Annotated in this window: 12 protein-coding genes; 7 read left to right on the top strand and 5 right to left on the bottom strand. The window is 33.2% G+C overall.

What is annotated here, in order from left to right; all coding sequences use genetic code 11:
* The first annotated feature begins 35 nt into the window (after positions 1-35).
* Positions 36-170, top strand: coding sequence for a hypothetical protein (locus Q0975_RS06185; RefSeq protein WP_299434452.1), 135 nt, complete (start codon positions 36-38; stop codon positions 168-170).
* 36 nt (positions 171-206) lie between these two features.
* Positions 207-1637, top strand: coding sequence for a hypothetical protein (locus Q0975_RS06180; RefSeq protein ID WP_299434450.1), 1431 nt, complete (start codon positions 207-209; stop codon positions 1635-1637).
* Positions 1638-1763: 126 nt separating this feature from the next.
* Here Q0975_RS06180 and Q0975_RS06175 read toward each other — a convergent pair whose 3' ends face one another.
* The 3 genes from Q0975_RS06175 to Q0975_RS06165 form a co-directional block, all read right to left on the bottom strand.
* Positions 1764-5651, bottom strand: coding sequence for a glycosyl hydrolase (locus Q0975_RS06175; protein WP_299434448.1), 3888 nt, complete (start codon positions 5649-5651; stop codon positions 1764-1766).
* Positions 5652-5837: 186 nt separating this feature from the next.
* Positions 5838-8777 (bottom strand): triple tyrosine motif-containing protein, encoded by a 2940-nt coding sequence (locus Q0975_RS06170; RefSeq protein WP_299434446.1) that lies wholly within the window; start codon positions 8775-8777, stop codon positions 5838-5840.
* Between the two features lie 428 nt (positions 8778-9205).
* Positions 9206-9535 (bottom strand): hypothetical protein, encoded by a 330-nt coding sequence (locus Q0975_RS06165; protein ID WP_299434444.1) that lies wholly within the window; start codon positions 9533-9535, stop codon positions 9206-9208.
* 490 nt (positions 9536-10025) lie between these two features.
* On the opposite strand from Q0975_RS06165, the gene Q0975_RS06160 reads away from it, so the two are divergent.
* Positions 10026-10496, top strand: a complete 471-nt coding sequence (locus Q0975_RS06160) for a hypothetical protein (RefSeq protein WP_299434442.1) — start codon at positions 10026-10028, stop codon at positions 10494-10496.
* Between the two features lie 18 nt (positions 10497-10514).
* Positions 10515-11720, top strand: a complete 1206-nt coding sequence (locus Q0975_RS06155; RefSeq protein WP_299434440.1) for a YHYH protein — start codon at positions 10515-10517, stop codon at positions 11718-11720.
* A gap of 392 nt (positions 11721-12112) precedes the next feature.
* Here Q0975_RS06155 and Q0975_RS06150 read toward each other — a convergent pair whose 3' ends face one another.
* On the bottom strand, positions 12113-12595 hold the full coding sequence (locus Q0975_RS06150) for a hypothetical protein (protein ID WP_299434438.1): 483 nt from the start codon (positions 12593-12595) through the stop codon (positions 12113-12115).
* Positions 12596-12716: 121 nt separating this feature from the next.
* Entirely contained in the window at positions 12717-13100 is a 384-nt protein-coding gene (locus Q0975_RS06145; RefSeq protein ID WP_299434435.1) for a hypothetical protein, read from the bottom strand.
* Positions 13101-13375: 275 nt separating this feature from the next.
* On the opposite strand from Q0975_RS06145, the gene Q0975_RS06140 reads away from it, so the two are divergent.
* From Q0975_RS06140 to Q0975_RS06130, 3 genes are read left to right on the top strand one after another with little or no spacing between them, the layout of a single operon-like run.
* Positions 13376-13861, top strand: coding sequence for a hypothetical protein (locus tag Q0975_RS06140; RefSeq protein WP_299434433.1), 486 nt, complete (start codon positions 13376-13378; stop codon positions 13859-13861).
* 47 nt (positions 13862-13908) lie between these two features.
* Positions 13909-15645, top strand: coding sequence for a tetratricopeptide repeat-containing sensor histidine kinase (locus Q0975_RS06135; RefSeq protein WP_299434431.1), 1737 nt, complete (start codon positions 13909-13911; stop codon positions 15643-15645).
* Between the two features lie 23 nt (positions 15646-15668).
* Positions 15669-16406, top strand: a complete 738-nt coding sequence (locus Q0975_RS06130) for a LytTR family DNA-binding domain-containing protein (protein ID WP_299434429.1) — start codon at positions 15669-15671, stop codon at positions 16404-16406.
* The last annotated feature ends 60 nt before the right edge of the window (positions 16407-16466 follow it).

Here is a 16466-nt window from a genome sequence, read left to right as displayed (position 1 = left end):
TTAAAGTTTATGGTTCATTTTTTAGTAAAAAAAATATGAACTCAATCGTTTTAGCTAATTTCTTTAAAAAAGCTATTAAATTACTAATTACAATTACTTCAGCAGTTCCTGATCCATACACTTTTACCACGCATTTTGTGCTAAATGCAGTTCTTGCTCTTCTTTTTTAGATAAAATTCTGTTTTTTTGCTAAAAACATACGATTAATGAAGTCAGTATCGAGTAGTTTAGGTTCCTTATTAATTTTTATATTTCTATTAGGTTGTGACACCAAAACAAACGTTAAAAATCAGTCAATAGTGTCCACCGCGAAAGACTACGTAAGCACAGGAGGAAGGCTTACTGGAAAACTTCTTTGTCCAACTGCTGTAAATGATGTTATTGTTAGATTAGATAATTTAGATCCTCCTGCTAAAAAGGGAGATCCTGAAATGACTATTGAAGGGGTTATGGGGTTTATTAAAACAAATAAGATAACAACGATTACCGGATTACTAAATCGTTTACCAGAGCATTTTAGGAATAACTTTTCTCTTGTGGAACATACTAAAGGAGAAGGGCAATCTAATTTAAGGTTTCCCCGAATAGTTTTGTTTGGATCAGATGGGACATTTTTAATGAATATAAGTACGAAGCCAGATGATCCGAAGTATAATCTTTTGGATTGTGCAGAATTGAATGAAAGTAGCGGTGCTTGGGAATTTTCTCAGTTTGATTTTACAAAAGAAAAACCAAAACTCCATAAAAACCCCGCATCTTGCATTCGATGTCATGGAGATAAACCTAGACCAGTTTGGGGTACTAATATGGATTGGCCTGGCGTTTTTGGAGATAATGAAGCTGCTGGCCCAAATGGAGAAGCGTTATCATACCGACATGTAATCCGAATGAAAGAAATTATAGAAGGAAAAACATACTCTGATAGGTTTGATTTTTTAAAGTGGTCAGATCAGAAACTAACCTCTGGTGGAATTAGACGTATAGCCGATAATGCTTTTGGTGCTGAGTTATTGATTTCTAATATGGCGATAGGCACTGCCACGGCAAGAGGGATATTTATTAGGATGAAAAAAGAACACCCAGAAAAATATAAGGTAATGAGAGAAGCTATATTGTTACTTGGATATGAGTATATGGTACAGGGTGTTTTAAGTGATACTGAAAAAGAAGATATTGGCGTGTTAATTAAAAACAATGGCGGAAAACAAGGCAATTTAAATGAAATATTTAAAGTTTTGGGTATTAACCCCGAAGAGGCATTTTCTTTAGGTACGTTAGCAAAAGAAGAAACTCCCAAAACGGATTGGAGCATGGGAGCTGGAGATTTGTACGAACAGGTTTTTCTTCAGGTACTTTACGATTTGGCTAATGAAGATCATCAATTAAAGAATATTTTACTTTCTGTGGCAAATACACCAGGAATTTTTGGCTGTGATGATCTGGGAAAAAATATTAACGAAGTTATAGCCTTCAAAATGCTACATATGCACCAATTATTGGGCAGCGCAAGGCATGAAGTAAACAAAGTATATTATTCTCAAGATGCGGAAAATATAAAAGAAAAGGTTTTTATACCATTATATGATCGACTTACTCCCTATTTGAAAAAGAAGATAGGAATTGGGAGCAGCAGTTAATGTATATTTTCTGTTGTTGAAATAATTGCAAGTAAAAAAGGCTGATTTTTTAAGATCAGCCCTTTTCTTATCATAAATGATTAGTATCACTAGAAGATTACGCTCCTAGTGTTAGTTGAGTTTGATTCAATCAATGACAAGCCTTTTTATGATTTTGGTGTTGTTTATATCTCTTATAGATACCAAATACATTCCCTTTTGAATATCTTTCATGTTTATTCTTAGTTCGAGAGCTTTTGGATTCGCAATAACTTGTTTTATAATTCTGCCATTTAGATCGCTAATTACTATGTGAGATAAATTTTCACCTTTTACAGTAAATACACTATCGGTAGGGTTTGGAAATAACGCTATGTTGAGTTTTGTATTTATTATTATTTGGTTAGAGTTTGAACGTAATTGAGATTGTAATAATGTACTATTTAGATTGTCACTACCGTGTAACCATATAGGTTTTTCTATTTCAGTTTTCCAGTTATTAGCAATAGCATTGTTTACATGTACTCCTGCGCGACCCCAATATCCATTTGCTCTATTACCTTGTCCAAATAAAGCCATGTCATCTTCCCAATTTGCATTTATATAATGTACTTGTCTAATCACATCCTGATTATCGTAGATATACTGAAAAAATGGAGAGAACCACTCATTCCAGATTACGTTAGCAGATTTGTTATTACATCCTTCCGCTGCGTTACCATCCCACACTTCAGAAATATTACAATCGTTTAAATTAACTAGATCGTATCCTTGTGGGGTTGATTCTGCAATATAAACTGGTTTTTTTTTGTTTCTAGCAAAATTGACAACTTCATCTGCTTTTTGTTTTTGCGTTGGTATACCTGGTAAGACAGAAGTAATTTCATCAGGCGTAACAAACCAGGATAACCCCATCCAATCTACATAATTATCACCAGGATACCAGCTTTGGATATTTCCAAAGTTACCTTCTCCAAATTGTATATCAAGAACATCATCGATGGGAGATGAGCTAGATTGCCATACATAGGCTACATTAGTTACCCCTTCAGCACGCATTACATCTACTATACGTTTGTATGCATTGATATAATTAGTTCTATTTTCATATCCAACATTCCAGTTTCCATCAAATTCATATCCAATTCTTAAGTAGATAGCGCGATCTCCATATTTTTTGCAGAATGTAGCTAGCCTTTTGATTTGATTGTCCCATTGACCTTGCCCAACTTGAGCCAAACACCCTTGACACCAATAGTTAATCCCACTTCCAGTAGCTTCTCCTTCAGTCATACTTAATCCGATAGATAAACTGGAGTCTGGATATGCCAAAATAGAACTTCTAGCATTTAGCGGCCCTGCTCCCCAATCTACATCAATAGTTGATCCACCTCCATTAGTTGCAATTCCTCCGCTTGCTGTTTCCCCTAAAGCACCATATTGCGGGAATTGTGAGTCTAGGATACTGTAAAATGAAATATATGTAGTAGTTCCTCCCATTACAGGAAAATCTTTTGCTTGCACGCCTCCTTCATTATAATCTCTTACTGTTTTGAGATCCTGGCCAATGGTAAGTAATATTTTATCATTGGGAGGCAGTAGTTTTGCACTTAGATCGCTTGAACCACAAGGGGCGCAGTTACCACCGCAGTCTATGCCGATTTCATTTCCATTTTGGACACCATCATTACAGGTTGGAACCGTATTGTTTTCAAAAATCCTAACGTTACGAAAACTACTCGTGTTGCCGGATCCATTATCAAAATCATTCACTAATACCAGATACATATCATTACCGGTATAAAAATTACCTACTGGAATACTAAAATTGGTATAGCCATTAGATGTATAATTGAAATCTCGATTTCCCCAGTTTTGTGTTCCATACAACTGAAAAACCTGTGAGGATGTTAACGATTCATCACTATCAAAGCCTATACCATGTATTTCGCCTTGAGATGTACTCTTAAATTCAAATTCTATAACTGTATTTGCTGTAATGGTGTATTTGGTATTGGTTCTTCTCCAAGTGTTATCCATTAATAATGCTGTTGATCCATTATCTTGAATAACAATGTTAGCTGCATTGTCTTGATTAGAGAAAGATGATGTTCCTGTTTGATTAAAATTAATGCAATCGGCACATCCTCCACCGTTTCCGCCTGCATTGATAGTTATATTTCCTAAGTTTTCAGGACATTCATTATTACCCCATCGCACATATAATTGATAAGTTTCTGGAGATAAGTTTGATACCATAGTAGATCGGCTATTGTCGAGAACATTATAAGGGTAGGTGATACCACCATCTATACTAAATTCGATATTCGTTCTTCCGGCAGTGTCAGGAAAAGTAAAGGTAACAGTTCCATCATTGGCTCCTTGAGAGGTTTCATCAGTTTTATTTACGGCTGCAGTAGGGATATCTGATCCAGTGCATGGTTGATTATCACCGTTATCTTGGCTTATAAAGTTGAGGTAATCTACATTTAAAGCTACATCTCCGCTGTCATTTCTAATCTGGAAAGAATCTCCAGCAGATACCGTAACATCAATGGTGGCTTTAGCATAAGAGCCTACCCATGTACCATTCGAAGTGAAACTAAGGTCTCCTTTATCCTGTCCATTAATCAAAATAGATATTTTTCCTGTGTTTTGTGAGGCATAAAAGAGTTCTACTTTATCCGCTTTTGGAGCATTTGAAATGGTAAATCCATTACCGATTTTATCCAGATAAGCTACTCCTTGACCATTACTGGCTGCACCATCATTATAAAACTGTGCTTGTCCTGAAAGATTACCGGATTCAGCTTCAATTTTTACAATTACATCTTCTCCAGTATTACAAGGAACACAACTTCCGCCACAATCTACACCAGTTTCATCACCGTTTTGAATACCATCATTACAGGAAGGGTTTGGACTTCCTGTAATTCCAAGATCGCTTAGTAGATTAGGACCTCCATGAAGAAAGTTTCCATTATTTATATAGGTACTCCAATTGTTTGCAATGGTAGTATTCGCTTCAATCCTGGTATCACCCCAAAAACCATTTCCAGCATCAGGCCACCTCCATTGTGCTTGTGATTGCCAATCAGCATTGATATAGGCTACTGAACGTATTACATCTCTATTGTCGTCGATAAAAGGAATTAATTGATCTCTAAAATATTGATTCCAAATGTTTTGTCCACCTAGTTGAGTAGGAGAGCCTGGGTTGTCGAAAGGGTGGAAGGTCCCTTGGTCAAATTCGTAGTATTGTGCAGATACCTCTGCCATCATAATGGGCTTGTTATTATTTCTGGCAAAGCTTAAAATATAGTCCAGGTTGTTTCCATTGAAATTAGCATCAAAAAAGAAAAAGGAAAGCCCTACATAATCTACATATTGATCACCTGGATAATAATTATCAATTCCATTTGCTGGAGTTTCTCCCCAAGTGGCCGACTGCCATACATAGGCAACATTTGTTACTTGTTTTTGATTCAAATAATCTACAATATATTTATAAGCAGCTTTATACTTGTTTGCATCATAGTTGTTCCATGGACCGTCGAATTCGTATCCTATTCTGAGGTAAATAGGCCGTGGTGCATTTCTTTTAGCAAAAGCTGAGAATTTGTCCAATTCATCATTATGTTGGCCATTTATGATTTCGGTTAATCCATTAGGATGATCTTCTCCTTGTCCATCGGCCTCTTCAACCATCCAAAGACCAATGGCAAGAGCAGAGTTTGGATATCGATCGAAGGCTGCCTGAGAACCAATATCTCCTGCACCGTAGTTGGTAATACTGTTTAACCCTCCCATGGTATACACATCAGTATACATAGTTACGCCTGCCGGAGTAGGAAATTGACCACTGTTTACATAACCTTCAACTGAGCCCAAATCTTGACCAATAATGAGCATGGTTTTTCCGTTAGTGGGAGCAAATTTACCTGGGATTGTACTTTGTGAAAACAAGGCAGAGCATCCCAATAAGAATAAGTAGCAAAATAAGAGGCTACTTCTAGTTTTATTAGAAATTAACATGAGTAGTGATTTTTAGTTAGCCGAATTAGATAAATAAGCGGCAGAAATTTTAATAACTAACCAAAGTTATGTTTCGATTAATGAAGATTTGATAATCTCACTACATTAGGAATACAAGTGTACTACAGTTTTACTACGCAAACTTTGTTTTGATAAAAAAAGGGATTGTTTTGTACTGAATTTTTATTAAAATCGAATGATAAAATCGGTGAGATTAGTGGAGGTGTCTAATCCCATTTTTTTTCGAACTCTAAAGCGTAGGGATTCCACACCTCGATACGAAATTCCCATGAGTGGGGCTATTTCTTTACTCGATAGGTTTAATTTTAAGTAGGTGCATAACCTTATTTCTCGATGATTAAGATCAGGGTATTCTTCCTTTAAACGCTCCAAAGAATTGTCATGGATTTGATTGAAATGTGTTTCGAAATGTTTCCAATTAGTATCTCCTTTTATTTGATCATCTAAAGATTTAATGGTGTTTCGAAGTTGTTTTCTTATAAGACCTTCTGAACGATCATAAATTTCATCCAGAGATTTTTTAAGTTGTACTAGTTGATTATCTATCTGAACTATTTGCATAGCAGAGGATGCCAATTCTTTATTTCTAGTTTCAAGATTTTCTTTAAGAGATTTATTGTTTTTTTTAATTTTTTCGTTTTTGGCTTTGAGTCTTTTTTCTTCGAACTTTATTTTCTGAAGTTCAATTTCTTTTTTGTGGGCGATTTTCAGTTTTTCCATACTCTTTTTTCGCTGTTCATTTTTTAAGAAAATAAAAACGTATATACCAAGAGTCAATAATATGCCGTATACAAAATACATAGGAATAGATCTATACCAAGGAGGTTTAATTGTAAATTTGAAGGTGGCTTCTTTTGCTATTTTATCATAAATATTTTTTGCTCTCACCTTAAAAATATATTCTCCAGAAGGTAGAAAATTATACTCTTTTTGAGTCTCATTAGTCCAAAGTGACCAATCATCTTCCAATCCTTCTAAATGGGTTTGATACATCACGGATTTTGGATTCTCATAAAAAGGAGTCACATAAGAAAAACTTAGTTTGTTTAGGTTAAAAGGAATAGGAGATGAGATAGAATCTTTTCGAATATCTGACACGTAATCAGTTACATTACCAAAAATAACAGAGTCTTTAATTGATACATTTCTTAATAATGTAGAAAATTCTTTATTATAATCTGATCTAACATCCCTACGGTATATGATTAATCCGTTTTTGGATGTAATTCCTAAGTCATCATTGTCGAAGCGTATAATCTTCTCGAATGCTGGAATAAGTTGTGTTTTTAATCGTTGAAAAGGAACCTTTTTGACAGTATGATCTCCATTTGGAGCAAAATCAATAATTCCTACATCATCGTTCCTGTCATATCCCTGAATAAAAAGTACTTCATCATTGGTTATAGTATTTAAATGTCTTACCAAATTATGATTGGTAAGTATACTGGTATATTTGCTATCGACGAGCATAGAATCTGTTTTGGTATCGTAACGATATACTCCTAATTGTGTTCCGAATAATTGTTGATCATTTACGTCGAGTAGACTAATAAATAGATTGCTGGGAAATCCTTTCCGCTGATCATAGAGTGTAGTTTCTATCACTTCTTTATAATCAGCGTTAAAACGTAATCGAAAAATTCCTTTATACCCATGAGATACCCAAACCGTATGATTCCCATCAAAATGTACTTCTCTTGCGGTTTCCTCAAATCCTTTAATTGTATTTCGGACATTCCAGATATCACCACTTTTTTTGTAGACAATCAGTCCAGAATAGGTTCCTTGAAGGATAAGATCATCTTTTTCAGGGATTTTCATAAAATTCCAACCTCCCTTTATATCACTAATAGGAATTGCATTTTTGTTTTGCAGGACAAAGGATCCATTATGCGCTCCAATAAAAAGACGATTATCGATAACTGATAAATTCCAGATTTGTCCTTCTACTCCAGTAACCTGTTTAAAAGTTTCAGAATAATCATTTTGAGGCCATTTACTATAATACAAACCATTGGATGTGGCTACATAAAGTGTATCCTGGTGTTTTTTAACATCATAGGTAGTTCCATAGATTCCATCGTTTTCCGAAATAGTGTAAAAAGGAGATTGTAGTTCTATATAACTTATACTCCCTTCAAGTGTAATCCATAAGTTTTTGGATTGATCAATATATAAATTCTGTACGGTGTTACTAAGAAGTTTATTATCGCGATTTAGCTTTTGTAACAGGTTGCCTTTCTTGTCAAAAAAAAGCACTCCACTATTGGTCGTTCCAATACAGTATACTTCATTGTTCACTATAATTCCCGAAGATATGTTGGCGTTCAGGAAATTAAAATGATCTTTATTTCCCCATGGTTGAAGTATGTTGTCTTTTAATAAAAAAGCGCCATTTTTAGCAGTAAAAATCAAAAAAGAGTCATCCTCATGAGGGAGTATTCTTTCGATTGTATAATTGGGAAAGTAACCTGATGCGTAAATCTCTTCGATTTTGTTTTCTGTAAGAACGTTGATGTTATTTGAGTTGTCTAATATAAAAAGGCGATTGCTAATTTTGGTCGCATATTTGAACCCCTTTGTATTCGTAATACTTTGTAATTTATTTTCGGTGATATGGTATTGTATTATTTGCTCATTAGTGCAGAAGTAGATGTTATTCTGAATTTCAAAGATCCCCCAAACTTGCGAAAAACTAACAGCATTTTTAGGAAGTAAACTGTTTAAAGAAACATAATAGGTTTGATTGAATTCATTTTTTGCAGTATATCCAATTTCATTATTACTTCCAACATAGACTCGATCTCCATAAGAAAGTAAGGAACTTATGGAAGAACGATTTTTGGGTTGTAATAAAATTTCCCAGGTACCTCCTGTAAATTCCAGCAGTCCATACTCATTAGCAAAATATAATATCCCTTGCGAATCTTGCGCAATGTCAAAGGTTTTTGGTGCGGCTTTACCAATATCATCGTTAGAATAGTTTTTGACTTCGGATACCTTTCTCCATTTTTGTTGGCTACTACCGTTCCAAAAATAAAAAAATACCAGAAGTAAAGCTATTCTTGCAAATCGGGGTGTTATTTGAGTGAATGACGAATGCATTTAGATGTTTTACAACAATCTTATTTTGGTTAAAAATATGTCAAATTAACAAATAAACAACAAAGAGAAAGGAAATGTGGTTTTATGATATATGATTTTTAGATGTTAAATTGTTGATTGTTAGTGGTTTTTCTTTGGTTTATGGGAGTTCCTAAAAGAGGAATCTTGTACGAAAACGTTTGAGTGAATTGTTTTGGTGATTTTTTATGATTTATACTTTTCATTTTCTTTGATAGTGATTGAGAAGTAAGTGAGTGTTCTTATACATAAAAACGAAGTGTCTACTTACTTTCATATATAGTGGATCAATATTATTTCTGTTACAAAAAAAAGCTTCAGAATTGTTCCGAAGCTTTTCTTTAATGTGATAACATTTAGTAAGATTTTACAGTTTTGTTCTATGTTAGGTACTGATTTAAGATTTAGGTTTACGGAGTGTCTTCTCCTTCGCCTACAGGTTCCTTACCAGTACTAAGAGATCCCCATTTCAGCGTAGTATGAAACTTCACGTATACGGGATCTTCATTTCTAAGGGTATCAATAAGAGTTTCCATCTCGGCTTCATGGAAATAAATATTAAGAATTTTATTGGCGTGCTGTACATTTTGTGGCAACGCTTGTTCGTCTTTAATGATACCGAAATATCCTAGATATTTATTATTTGCATCGTACAGATATAAGAATCCTACTTGTTTTCCTCCTGAATAATTACTTATTATTAAGGTACTATAATCTTTGATTTTGTGTGAAACTACCATTTTGTTTTTTTTAAGAGTTAACTTTTATTTGATTACAAAAGTAAGTTATGTTATATATAAGACGTAGGGTTAAATAACTGATAATTAGAGGGTTATTTCCCTTTTGTTTTTTTGTGTAGATCAAGGTGTGTAATCTTACTTTTACCTATATTTCATAAATCATCGAAGGTACTTCAGTATAGCTAGTAGCGCTATGATAATATTCTGTGTATGCTTGTTTTTACTATGGTGTACCCCCATTTGTACCCCTTTAAATTTTTGCTAGTAGGTCATTAGCTGCTAATTTGCGTTTGTGAAAAAAGCATGTTGAAAATTTTAAAATGGTTTTCAAAAAAAAGGATAAAAAAGATCAGATGAACCATTAAGCCAAAACTTTAAAAACAAATGAAAACCGAACAAATAGAACTAAAAGATAGATTAGAAGCTTTATAAGAAATTCAAAAAAAATAAAGGAAGCTATCAAGTCTTTCTATCTAATAAAACCCCAATAATGAAACGAAAACTACTTATAGTCTTTTTACTTCCCTTTTTAACATCCATGTCTTTGCATATAGAGACTGTGGCTACTATCGATATACATCAAAACAAGAATTATTTATCTCTAGAAATCTCAATGGAGGATCGTTATGCATCTTATTTATTGATGTATAAAGGAGACTGTGAATCTCAAATCGGAAAAGGATTGAAGGTTCACAAAGTAATTGATAAAGAGGTCAATGTAATGATTAATGGAAAGATGTATAAAATGGAGTTGGAATCAACTTCGAAGGCAAAAAAAATGATGAAGCTCCATTACATAATCAAAGATGTACCAAAATCAATTCAAAGTGTCAAAATAAATAGTGATATGATCGTAGGAACGGATGATCATGCTCAGATAGCGGTTAATTTTCATTTAAATCATACCCTACGCACATTTAAGATCAAGAGAGATCGCAAAACAATTATAGCCAAATACTAACTAAACTTAATTTATATTATGAAAAAAATCCTTCCCCTTTTACTTTTAGTTCCTTTGCAATACTATGCACAATGCGATTCTTCAGCGATATTTGCCGTTGAAGATGATAATGCAGTTTGCATTGAAGTAGTTGATAATGTACGTTATGTGTATAGCAATAATTGGCCTAATCATGGCCCCGGAAGTTTAAATTCCAGTTTTACATTGACAGCACAAGATGATACCTGGACAATGTGTGCCTATCCTGAATTAAATACTTCCATGAGTCCATTATATGGTGATGAAAGCCAACCTGGTTGCACGGAGACTTATACTTTTGGAGTTGGGGCTAACGGAGTAAAATATGACCCTAGTTCTGCAGAATTTTTTGAGAATACCTCAACGGGAGAATCAAATTATGATTGGCATGTAGAAGCTGTTGCTGCTTTAAATATAAATAATCAGGGAGCACATTTAAACCCTTTTGGAGAATATCATTACCATAGCATTTCTACTCCTTATTTTACGGATACTGGAGGGGTAACATTAGGGATTGATGGCACCGTTTTTTCTCCATTGATTGGATATGCCGCTGACGGATATCCAATTTATTACAAATATGCTTATACAGATGCTAATGACAATAGCAGTAGTATTTCTGCTTTTGATTCAGGATGGCAATTAAAATCCGGAACAAGACCGGGAGATGGTGTTTCGGCTCCTGATGGGACATATGACGGATACTATGTAGAAGATTATGAATTTATACAAGCTAATACGGAATTGGATGAGTGTAACGGAAGATTTGGGATAACACCTGATTTTCCTGATGGTACATATTACTATGTACTTACCGATAGCTGGCCGTGGATACCTAGATGTTTTGCAGGTACTTTTGTTGACAACTCTTTTAGAATTGGACCAGGTGCAAGTTGCCCTGCCTCCACGGCAGTGACTGATTGCGCATCAGCTCCTCTTTTGTCGGTTACAGACAATATTCAGGATTTGGAAGAAGTAATAGCGATATATCCTAATCCAATATCCAAACAATTGAATATCAATATTCCAATCGATCTGAAAAATGAAAAAATAGTTGTCAGAATATTTACATCGCTTGGAAATAAGGTAATGGATGTAAAAAACTTTGATCAATCTATTGATATAAGCTTTTTGGCAACGGGATCCTATTTCTTACAGTTGCAGGTTAATGACTTAGAGATTACCAAAAAGATTAGTAAGTTGTAATCTTCATTCAAGATGAAATTATATGAATCCCTTTTTGTAAAAATAATCCGCAAAAGACAACCGCCTGACAAAAAAATATAAGTAATATGAAACTTTTGGGACGGAAATCAAATAACATATCTAAGAATAGTTTTTCTTTACAATTAAGTAAAGAAAAACTGTTCTTTGTAAAATGCTATAAATGTTATTTAGCTCATTAAAAATTATGCCGTGACAATATGCTTGTTTCCATAAAGATTATAAGTCCAAAGGAGTTTTATTTACAATATCAAAAATAACCTTCTGATTTTTCAGAAAGTTATTTTTATACTTATTTTTATTTTGAAAACAGAATCTCTTGATAAAAGAAATTAAACTTTGTTGGATCTTGTAATTCAATTTTCTTTTTCCTATTAAGCATTTGGTGGGTGTACAACAGGATAAGAAACTCCTGCGGTAATCGTATATATCCAATAGGTTCCTGAAGCAGATACATTTTTTTGCGCAAAACCAAATATCCCGCAACTAGATTCTTTATAAATCTGATTAGTTTTTTCTTTTTCATTTTGAGTAACCCAACTTTCCATATTACTACCATCGATAGTAATTTTTGTTGAAGTATATCCTTTAGGTCCTGATATTATTACCGAGAAAGATGCTTTGTCGATACTTCCATCTAATTCTAAGAACCATGTTGGAGATGTTGCAGGCTTAGGATTGTCGGGATTAGGAGGTATAGGTAAGGATACTGTTTCTTTAGCCTTAAGGCTACTAGCACTAAGAGTTCCACCTGTGCAGGAAGTTACTTTTCCAAATAAATCCGCTCCATCTGCACATTGAGGGTCATTTTGACTAACCATCGTTAACTGAAAAATATGCTTTTTTGAATTCGACATCGTTATATTGTTTTAATTTGTTCCTACTCTTTTAAAAAATGGTTTTTCGGATTCGACCATTATGATAATGATATAGGGTAATTGAGAGTATGACACTAATTAAATGTTTTAGGAAATCGTTTTATACAGTAAACGATATACCATTATCACCTTTACTCCAGATAACACCGTATAAAGGTTTTTGAGGATCATTAGCCAATATGTAAGGTTTATCATTAAATGTAAAATCGAAGTTATACGGACCACCCCAATTTAAACCTGCATATACTAGTGTGTATTCTCCAGCTGGTAATTGAACAGTTCCTGATTCGTTAAGAGGACCGCCTACTCCATTGGCATCAAATCCTCCACTGTAGGATCCTGCTTCAATTTGCAAATCCACTGCTACGGAATTGAAATTTCCACTTTTAATATTACATAGCTGATAACTATTACCTTCTTCTTTCGGAATAGCAAAAAGAACAAGTTGATTATCGCATTGAGTAATTTTTATCGTATTAGACATAATTTTTAATTTATAGTTCCTACTCTCTTAATAAAGGCTTTTCGGATACTGCCTGTCTTTTAGGTGAATGCGCATTCTAGTAGTAAAGACAGTGCTAATTTCTATGATAAAAGATGAAAATGAGGGGGAAATGACGTAGACGTCAATAAAAAACACGTGAACGTGAAATAACAGTATGTAACACGAAATAGTTGATAGTGTAAAAGGGAATTTTACCCATTAAGTTTGTATATTGAACCCTCAACTAATGTAACCTATAAATACCTTTTAAGAATATGATCATTGATTTTCATTGTACATCCATTGAGATAGTTTCGAAAAAAATATTTTTACTCAAAGATGCTCCAACTAAACCTATGGTTTCTGCTTCACGTTTCCCCCTTAATGAAGATAGTTTTAAATATCAAATAGATATAGCAGTATATCTTCCGCAAGGAATAAAAAACCTAAGGCTTAAACAATGGGAAGATGATAGCCATTATATTTCTCCGGTCGAGAAAATCCGTATGACTCATAAAAAGGATAAGCCTGAAAGCCCTAAAGTTGATTGCCGTCAAATTACTATCGAGTTTGATGGAATTAGCCCAAATATATTAAAACAGAATTTTATTGAATTTGATTTGTATGTAATGCAGCTTCGTTATATATCTTTTGGAGGAAATACAGAAGCGATTTGGGTAAATTATGCATATGACGATCCAGAAACAACTAGAGGAACGGTTACTACAGTAAGGGATATCAAAGAAAAACAATCTAAATAAAAAAAACATACTATTGCTTCTTCGGTGTGTAAGAACTATTTTGATTCATGTCAAAAATAAAAATTAATATATGGGTATTCCTGATCTATTTTTTTAGTGTGCCCGCGATTTATCCTCAGGAAGAGAGGCAAGTAAGTAGTTTTAATTTTGAATTAAGTATTCAAAATACTTGCGAGACATCAGGGCATACGCAACTTTTTCACAAATCTGTTTCTTTCTTTTTAAAGGATGAAATTGATTCGACGTATATATACATTAGTAAATTCTTATTAACTAATGATGATAAGAATCTTTTGGATTATGCATATTATTTGCAAGGAAGGTGTGCAGTAAAGAAAAAATTGTTGGTTCAAGGGAAAGAAAGTTTTAATAACATTTCTGATACTTTTCAATTTAATCAATTAAAGAGCTTACAGCTAGCTAATATTCACTTAAATCAAAAAGAATATGAAGAAGCATTAACTTATTACAAAAAGTGGGAGTCTAAACAATTAGTAGAAAATGAGGATATAAATACCAAAGAGATTTATCATAATATAGGTCTTTGTTATCTCCACCTAAAGAATCATAGTGAAGCAGCAAACTATCTTTTTAAAGAGCGAGATCTCGCAAAAAGAGATCAAGATACATTGAGTATTATCTATGCTACGATGGATATAGCTAATTTATATTATGAGCAATATCTGGATAGTAAAGCCATACCGTTATTTGAAGAGGCGTATATCTTATCCAAGAAAACATCGGATATAAAAATAAAAGAGAGTGCTGCGCTAAACATGGCGGTGGTAGAGGAAAATCAAAAGAATTTTAAGAAAAGTATACAGTATCGCAAAGAATATGAAAAATGGAAAGATTCTATTTGGAATCGTGATAAAATATGGGAACTGGCCAAAATAGAAAAAAAGTTTACAGTAGCAGAAAAAGAAAAAGAAATTGAGTTACAAGAGAAACAAATTGACATTCAAAATGCACGACAAAACCTTCTTTTTGTAGGGATTATTTCTTTATTGGTAGTTATAGGGATTATTGCATTTTTCTTACGTCATAGAATTAAAAAAAATAAAATAATCACGGCGCAGAAAGATGAGTTGTCTAATCTCAACGAAATGAAGAATAAACTTTTTTCTATCGTTTCTCATGATCTTAGAACCCCAGTTAATAGTATTAGAAATAATAATAAATTGCTTAAAAAAGCTTTAGAGAGTAATGATAATGTACAATTATCAAGTAAGATTGAAGAAAGTATTCAGGTAACGGATGGAGTACATTTGTTATTAGATAAAGTACTTAATTGGTCATTGCTAGAATCTGGTCAATTATTCACCAATATAGAACCGTTTCCTCTTAAGCCCATAATTGCACAAATCATTTATAATTATCAGAGTATTATTACATCAAAAAACATACAAATCTACAATAATACTCCATCTAATATTATAGTCCTTGCAGATATTGAATCTATAAAAGTAGTGCTACGAAACCTGTTAGATAATGCGATCAAATATTCTAAAGAAAATAGTTCAATAAAATTTGAAGTCTCAGTAAAAGAAAAAGGATGGTGCAATTTGGAGGTAATTGATACTGGTGTTGGTATTACAGAAGAAAAATTACAAATAATAACATCAGACAATAATACAAAAGTAGATAGTCAAAGCTCTGTAAGTGGATTCGGGTTAAGGTTATGTAAATCATTACTGTTAAATAATGGTGGCGATTTAGTGATTTTTAGTGAAGAAGGTAAAGGAACTAATATAACTGTTATTTTGCCTGTAAAGAAGGATTAGAGAAAAACGAAGCGTGTTTAAAAATGGAAAAAATAAATATATTAGTATTAGAGGATGATCCAAAGGAAGCTCTTAGTATTAAAAATACCTTGATAGATAATGATTATCAGATTACCGCCATTTGTTCTACCGTAGACGAAGCACAGCAAATTCTTGAAGAAGAACAGATTGATTTCTGTATTTTGGATATTTTTCTAGGTAAAATAATGGGAGGTATTCAATTGGCGGAAAAAATATCTGGCTTAGATATTCCTTTTCTTTTTCTAACCAGTTCTAAGGATCGTACAGTTTTTGAAAAAGCAAAACTTACCAATCCATTTAGCTATTTATTAAAGCCTTTTAATGAATTAGAATTGATGTTTACCTTGGAATTAGCAATTGAAAAATTCTTTAATCAACATCATGCTTTTTCATTGGAAGAAGCCCCAACAGTATTAGGAAATGAGTACCTATTTGTAAAAAATGCAGATAGAATTAGTAAAGTAGAGATACGTCAGATTTCTTCTATAGAAGTAGAAGATCGTTACTGTAAGGTTATGTATAATCAAAAGAGTTATTTAATAAAAATGGCATTGAAAAGAGTCATTGAAATCCTTCCTTCATACTTTGTTCAAACACATAGAAATAGTATTGTTAACCTTCATAAAATCAAAGATATTTATCCGAATGACAATCTAATAGTATTGATAGATGATGAGAAAATATCTTTAAGTGAGCGCTATAAATACAGCATTATGAAAAAGCTGAATATTATGAATTGAATAAGTAGTGGATAGTGATGATGTAGTGGTGTGGAATTTCTGCCATTTACTGAATAAATT

Source organism: uncultured Aquimarina sp., from assembly GCF_947500065.1.
In the GTDB taxonomy this organism is placed as follows: Bacteria; Bacteroidota; Bacteroidia; order Flavobacteriales; family Flavobacteriaceae; genus Aquimarina.
The sequence above is the reverse complement of the archived record's forward strand: the minus strand, read 5'-3'. Positions and strand labels throughout refer to the sequence as shown.

Excerpts from the sequence above, each read along its gene's own strand:
- Q0975_RS06185 (WP_299434452.1), top strand. The coding sequence starts at position 36 with ATGAACTCAATCGTTTTAGCTAATTTCTTTAAAAAAGCTATTAAATTA.
- Q0975_RS06180 (WP_299434450.1), top strand. The coding sequence starts at position 207 with ATGAAGTCAGTATCGAGTAGTTTAGGTTCCTTATTAATTTTTATATTT.
- Q0975_RS06175 (WP_299434448.1), bottom strand. The coding sequence starts at position 5,651 with ATGTTAATTTCTAATAAAACTAGAAGTAGCCTCTTATTTTGCTACTTA.
- Q0975_RS06170 (WP_299434446.1), bottom strand. The coding sequence starts at position 8,777 with ATGCATTCGTCATTCACTCAAATAACACCCCGATTTGCAAGAATAGCT.
- Q0975_RS06165 (WP_299434444.1), bottom strand. The coding sequence starts at position 9,535 with ATGGTAGTTTCACACAAAATCAAAGATTATAGTACCTTAATAATAAGT.
- Q0975_RS06160 (WP_299434442.1), top strand. The coding sequence starts at position 10,026 with ATGAAACGAAAACTACTTATAGTCTTTTTACTTCCCTTTTTAACATCC.
- Q0975_RS06155 (WP_299434440.1), top strand. The coding sequence starts at position 10,515 with ATGAAAAAAATCCTTCCCCTTTTACTTTTAGTTCCTTTGCAATACTAT.
- Q0975_RS06150 (WP_299434438.1), bottom strand. The coding sequence starts at position 12,595 with ATGTCGAATTCAAAAAAGCATATTTTTCAGTTAACGATGGTTAGTCAA.
- Q0975_RS06145 (WP_299434435.1), bottom strand. The coding sequence starts at position 13,100 with ATGTCTAATACGATAAAAATTACTCAATGCGATAATCAACTTGTTCTT.
- Q0975_RS06140 (WP_299434433.1), top strand. The coding sequence starts at position 13,376 with ATGATCATTGATTTTCATTGTACATCCATTGAGATAGTTTCGAAAAAA.
- Q0975_RS06135 (WP_299434431.1), top strand. The coding sequence starts at position 13,909 with ATGTCAAAAATAAAAATTAATATATGGGTATTCCTGATCTATTTTTTT.
- Q0975_RS06130 (WP_299434429.1), top strand. The coding sequence starts at position 15,669 with ATGGAAAAAATAAATATATTAGTATTAGAGGATGATCCAAAGGAAGCT.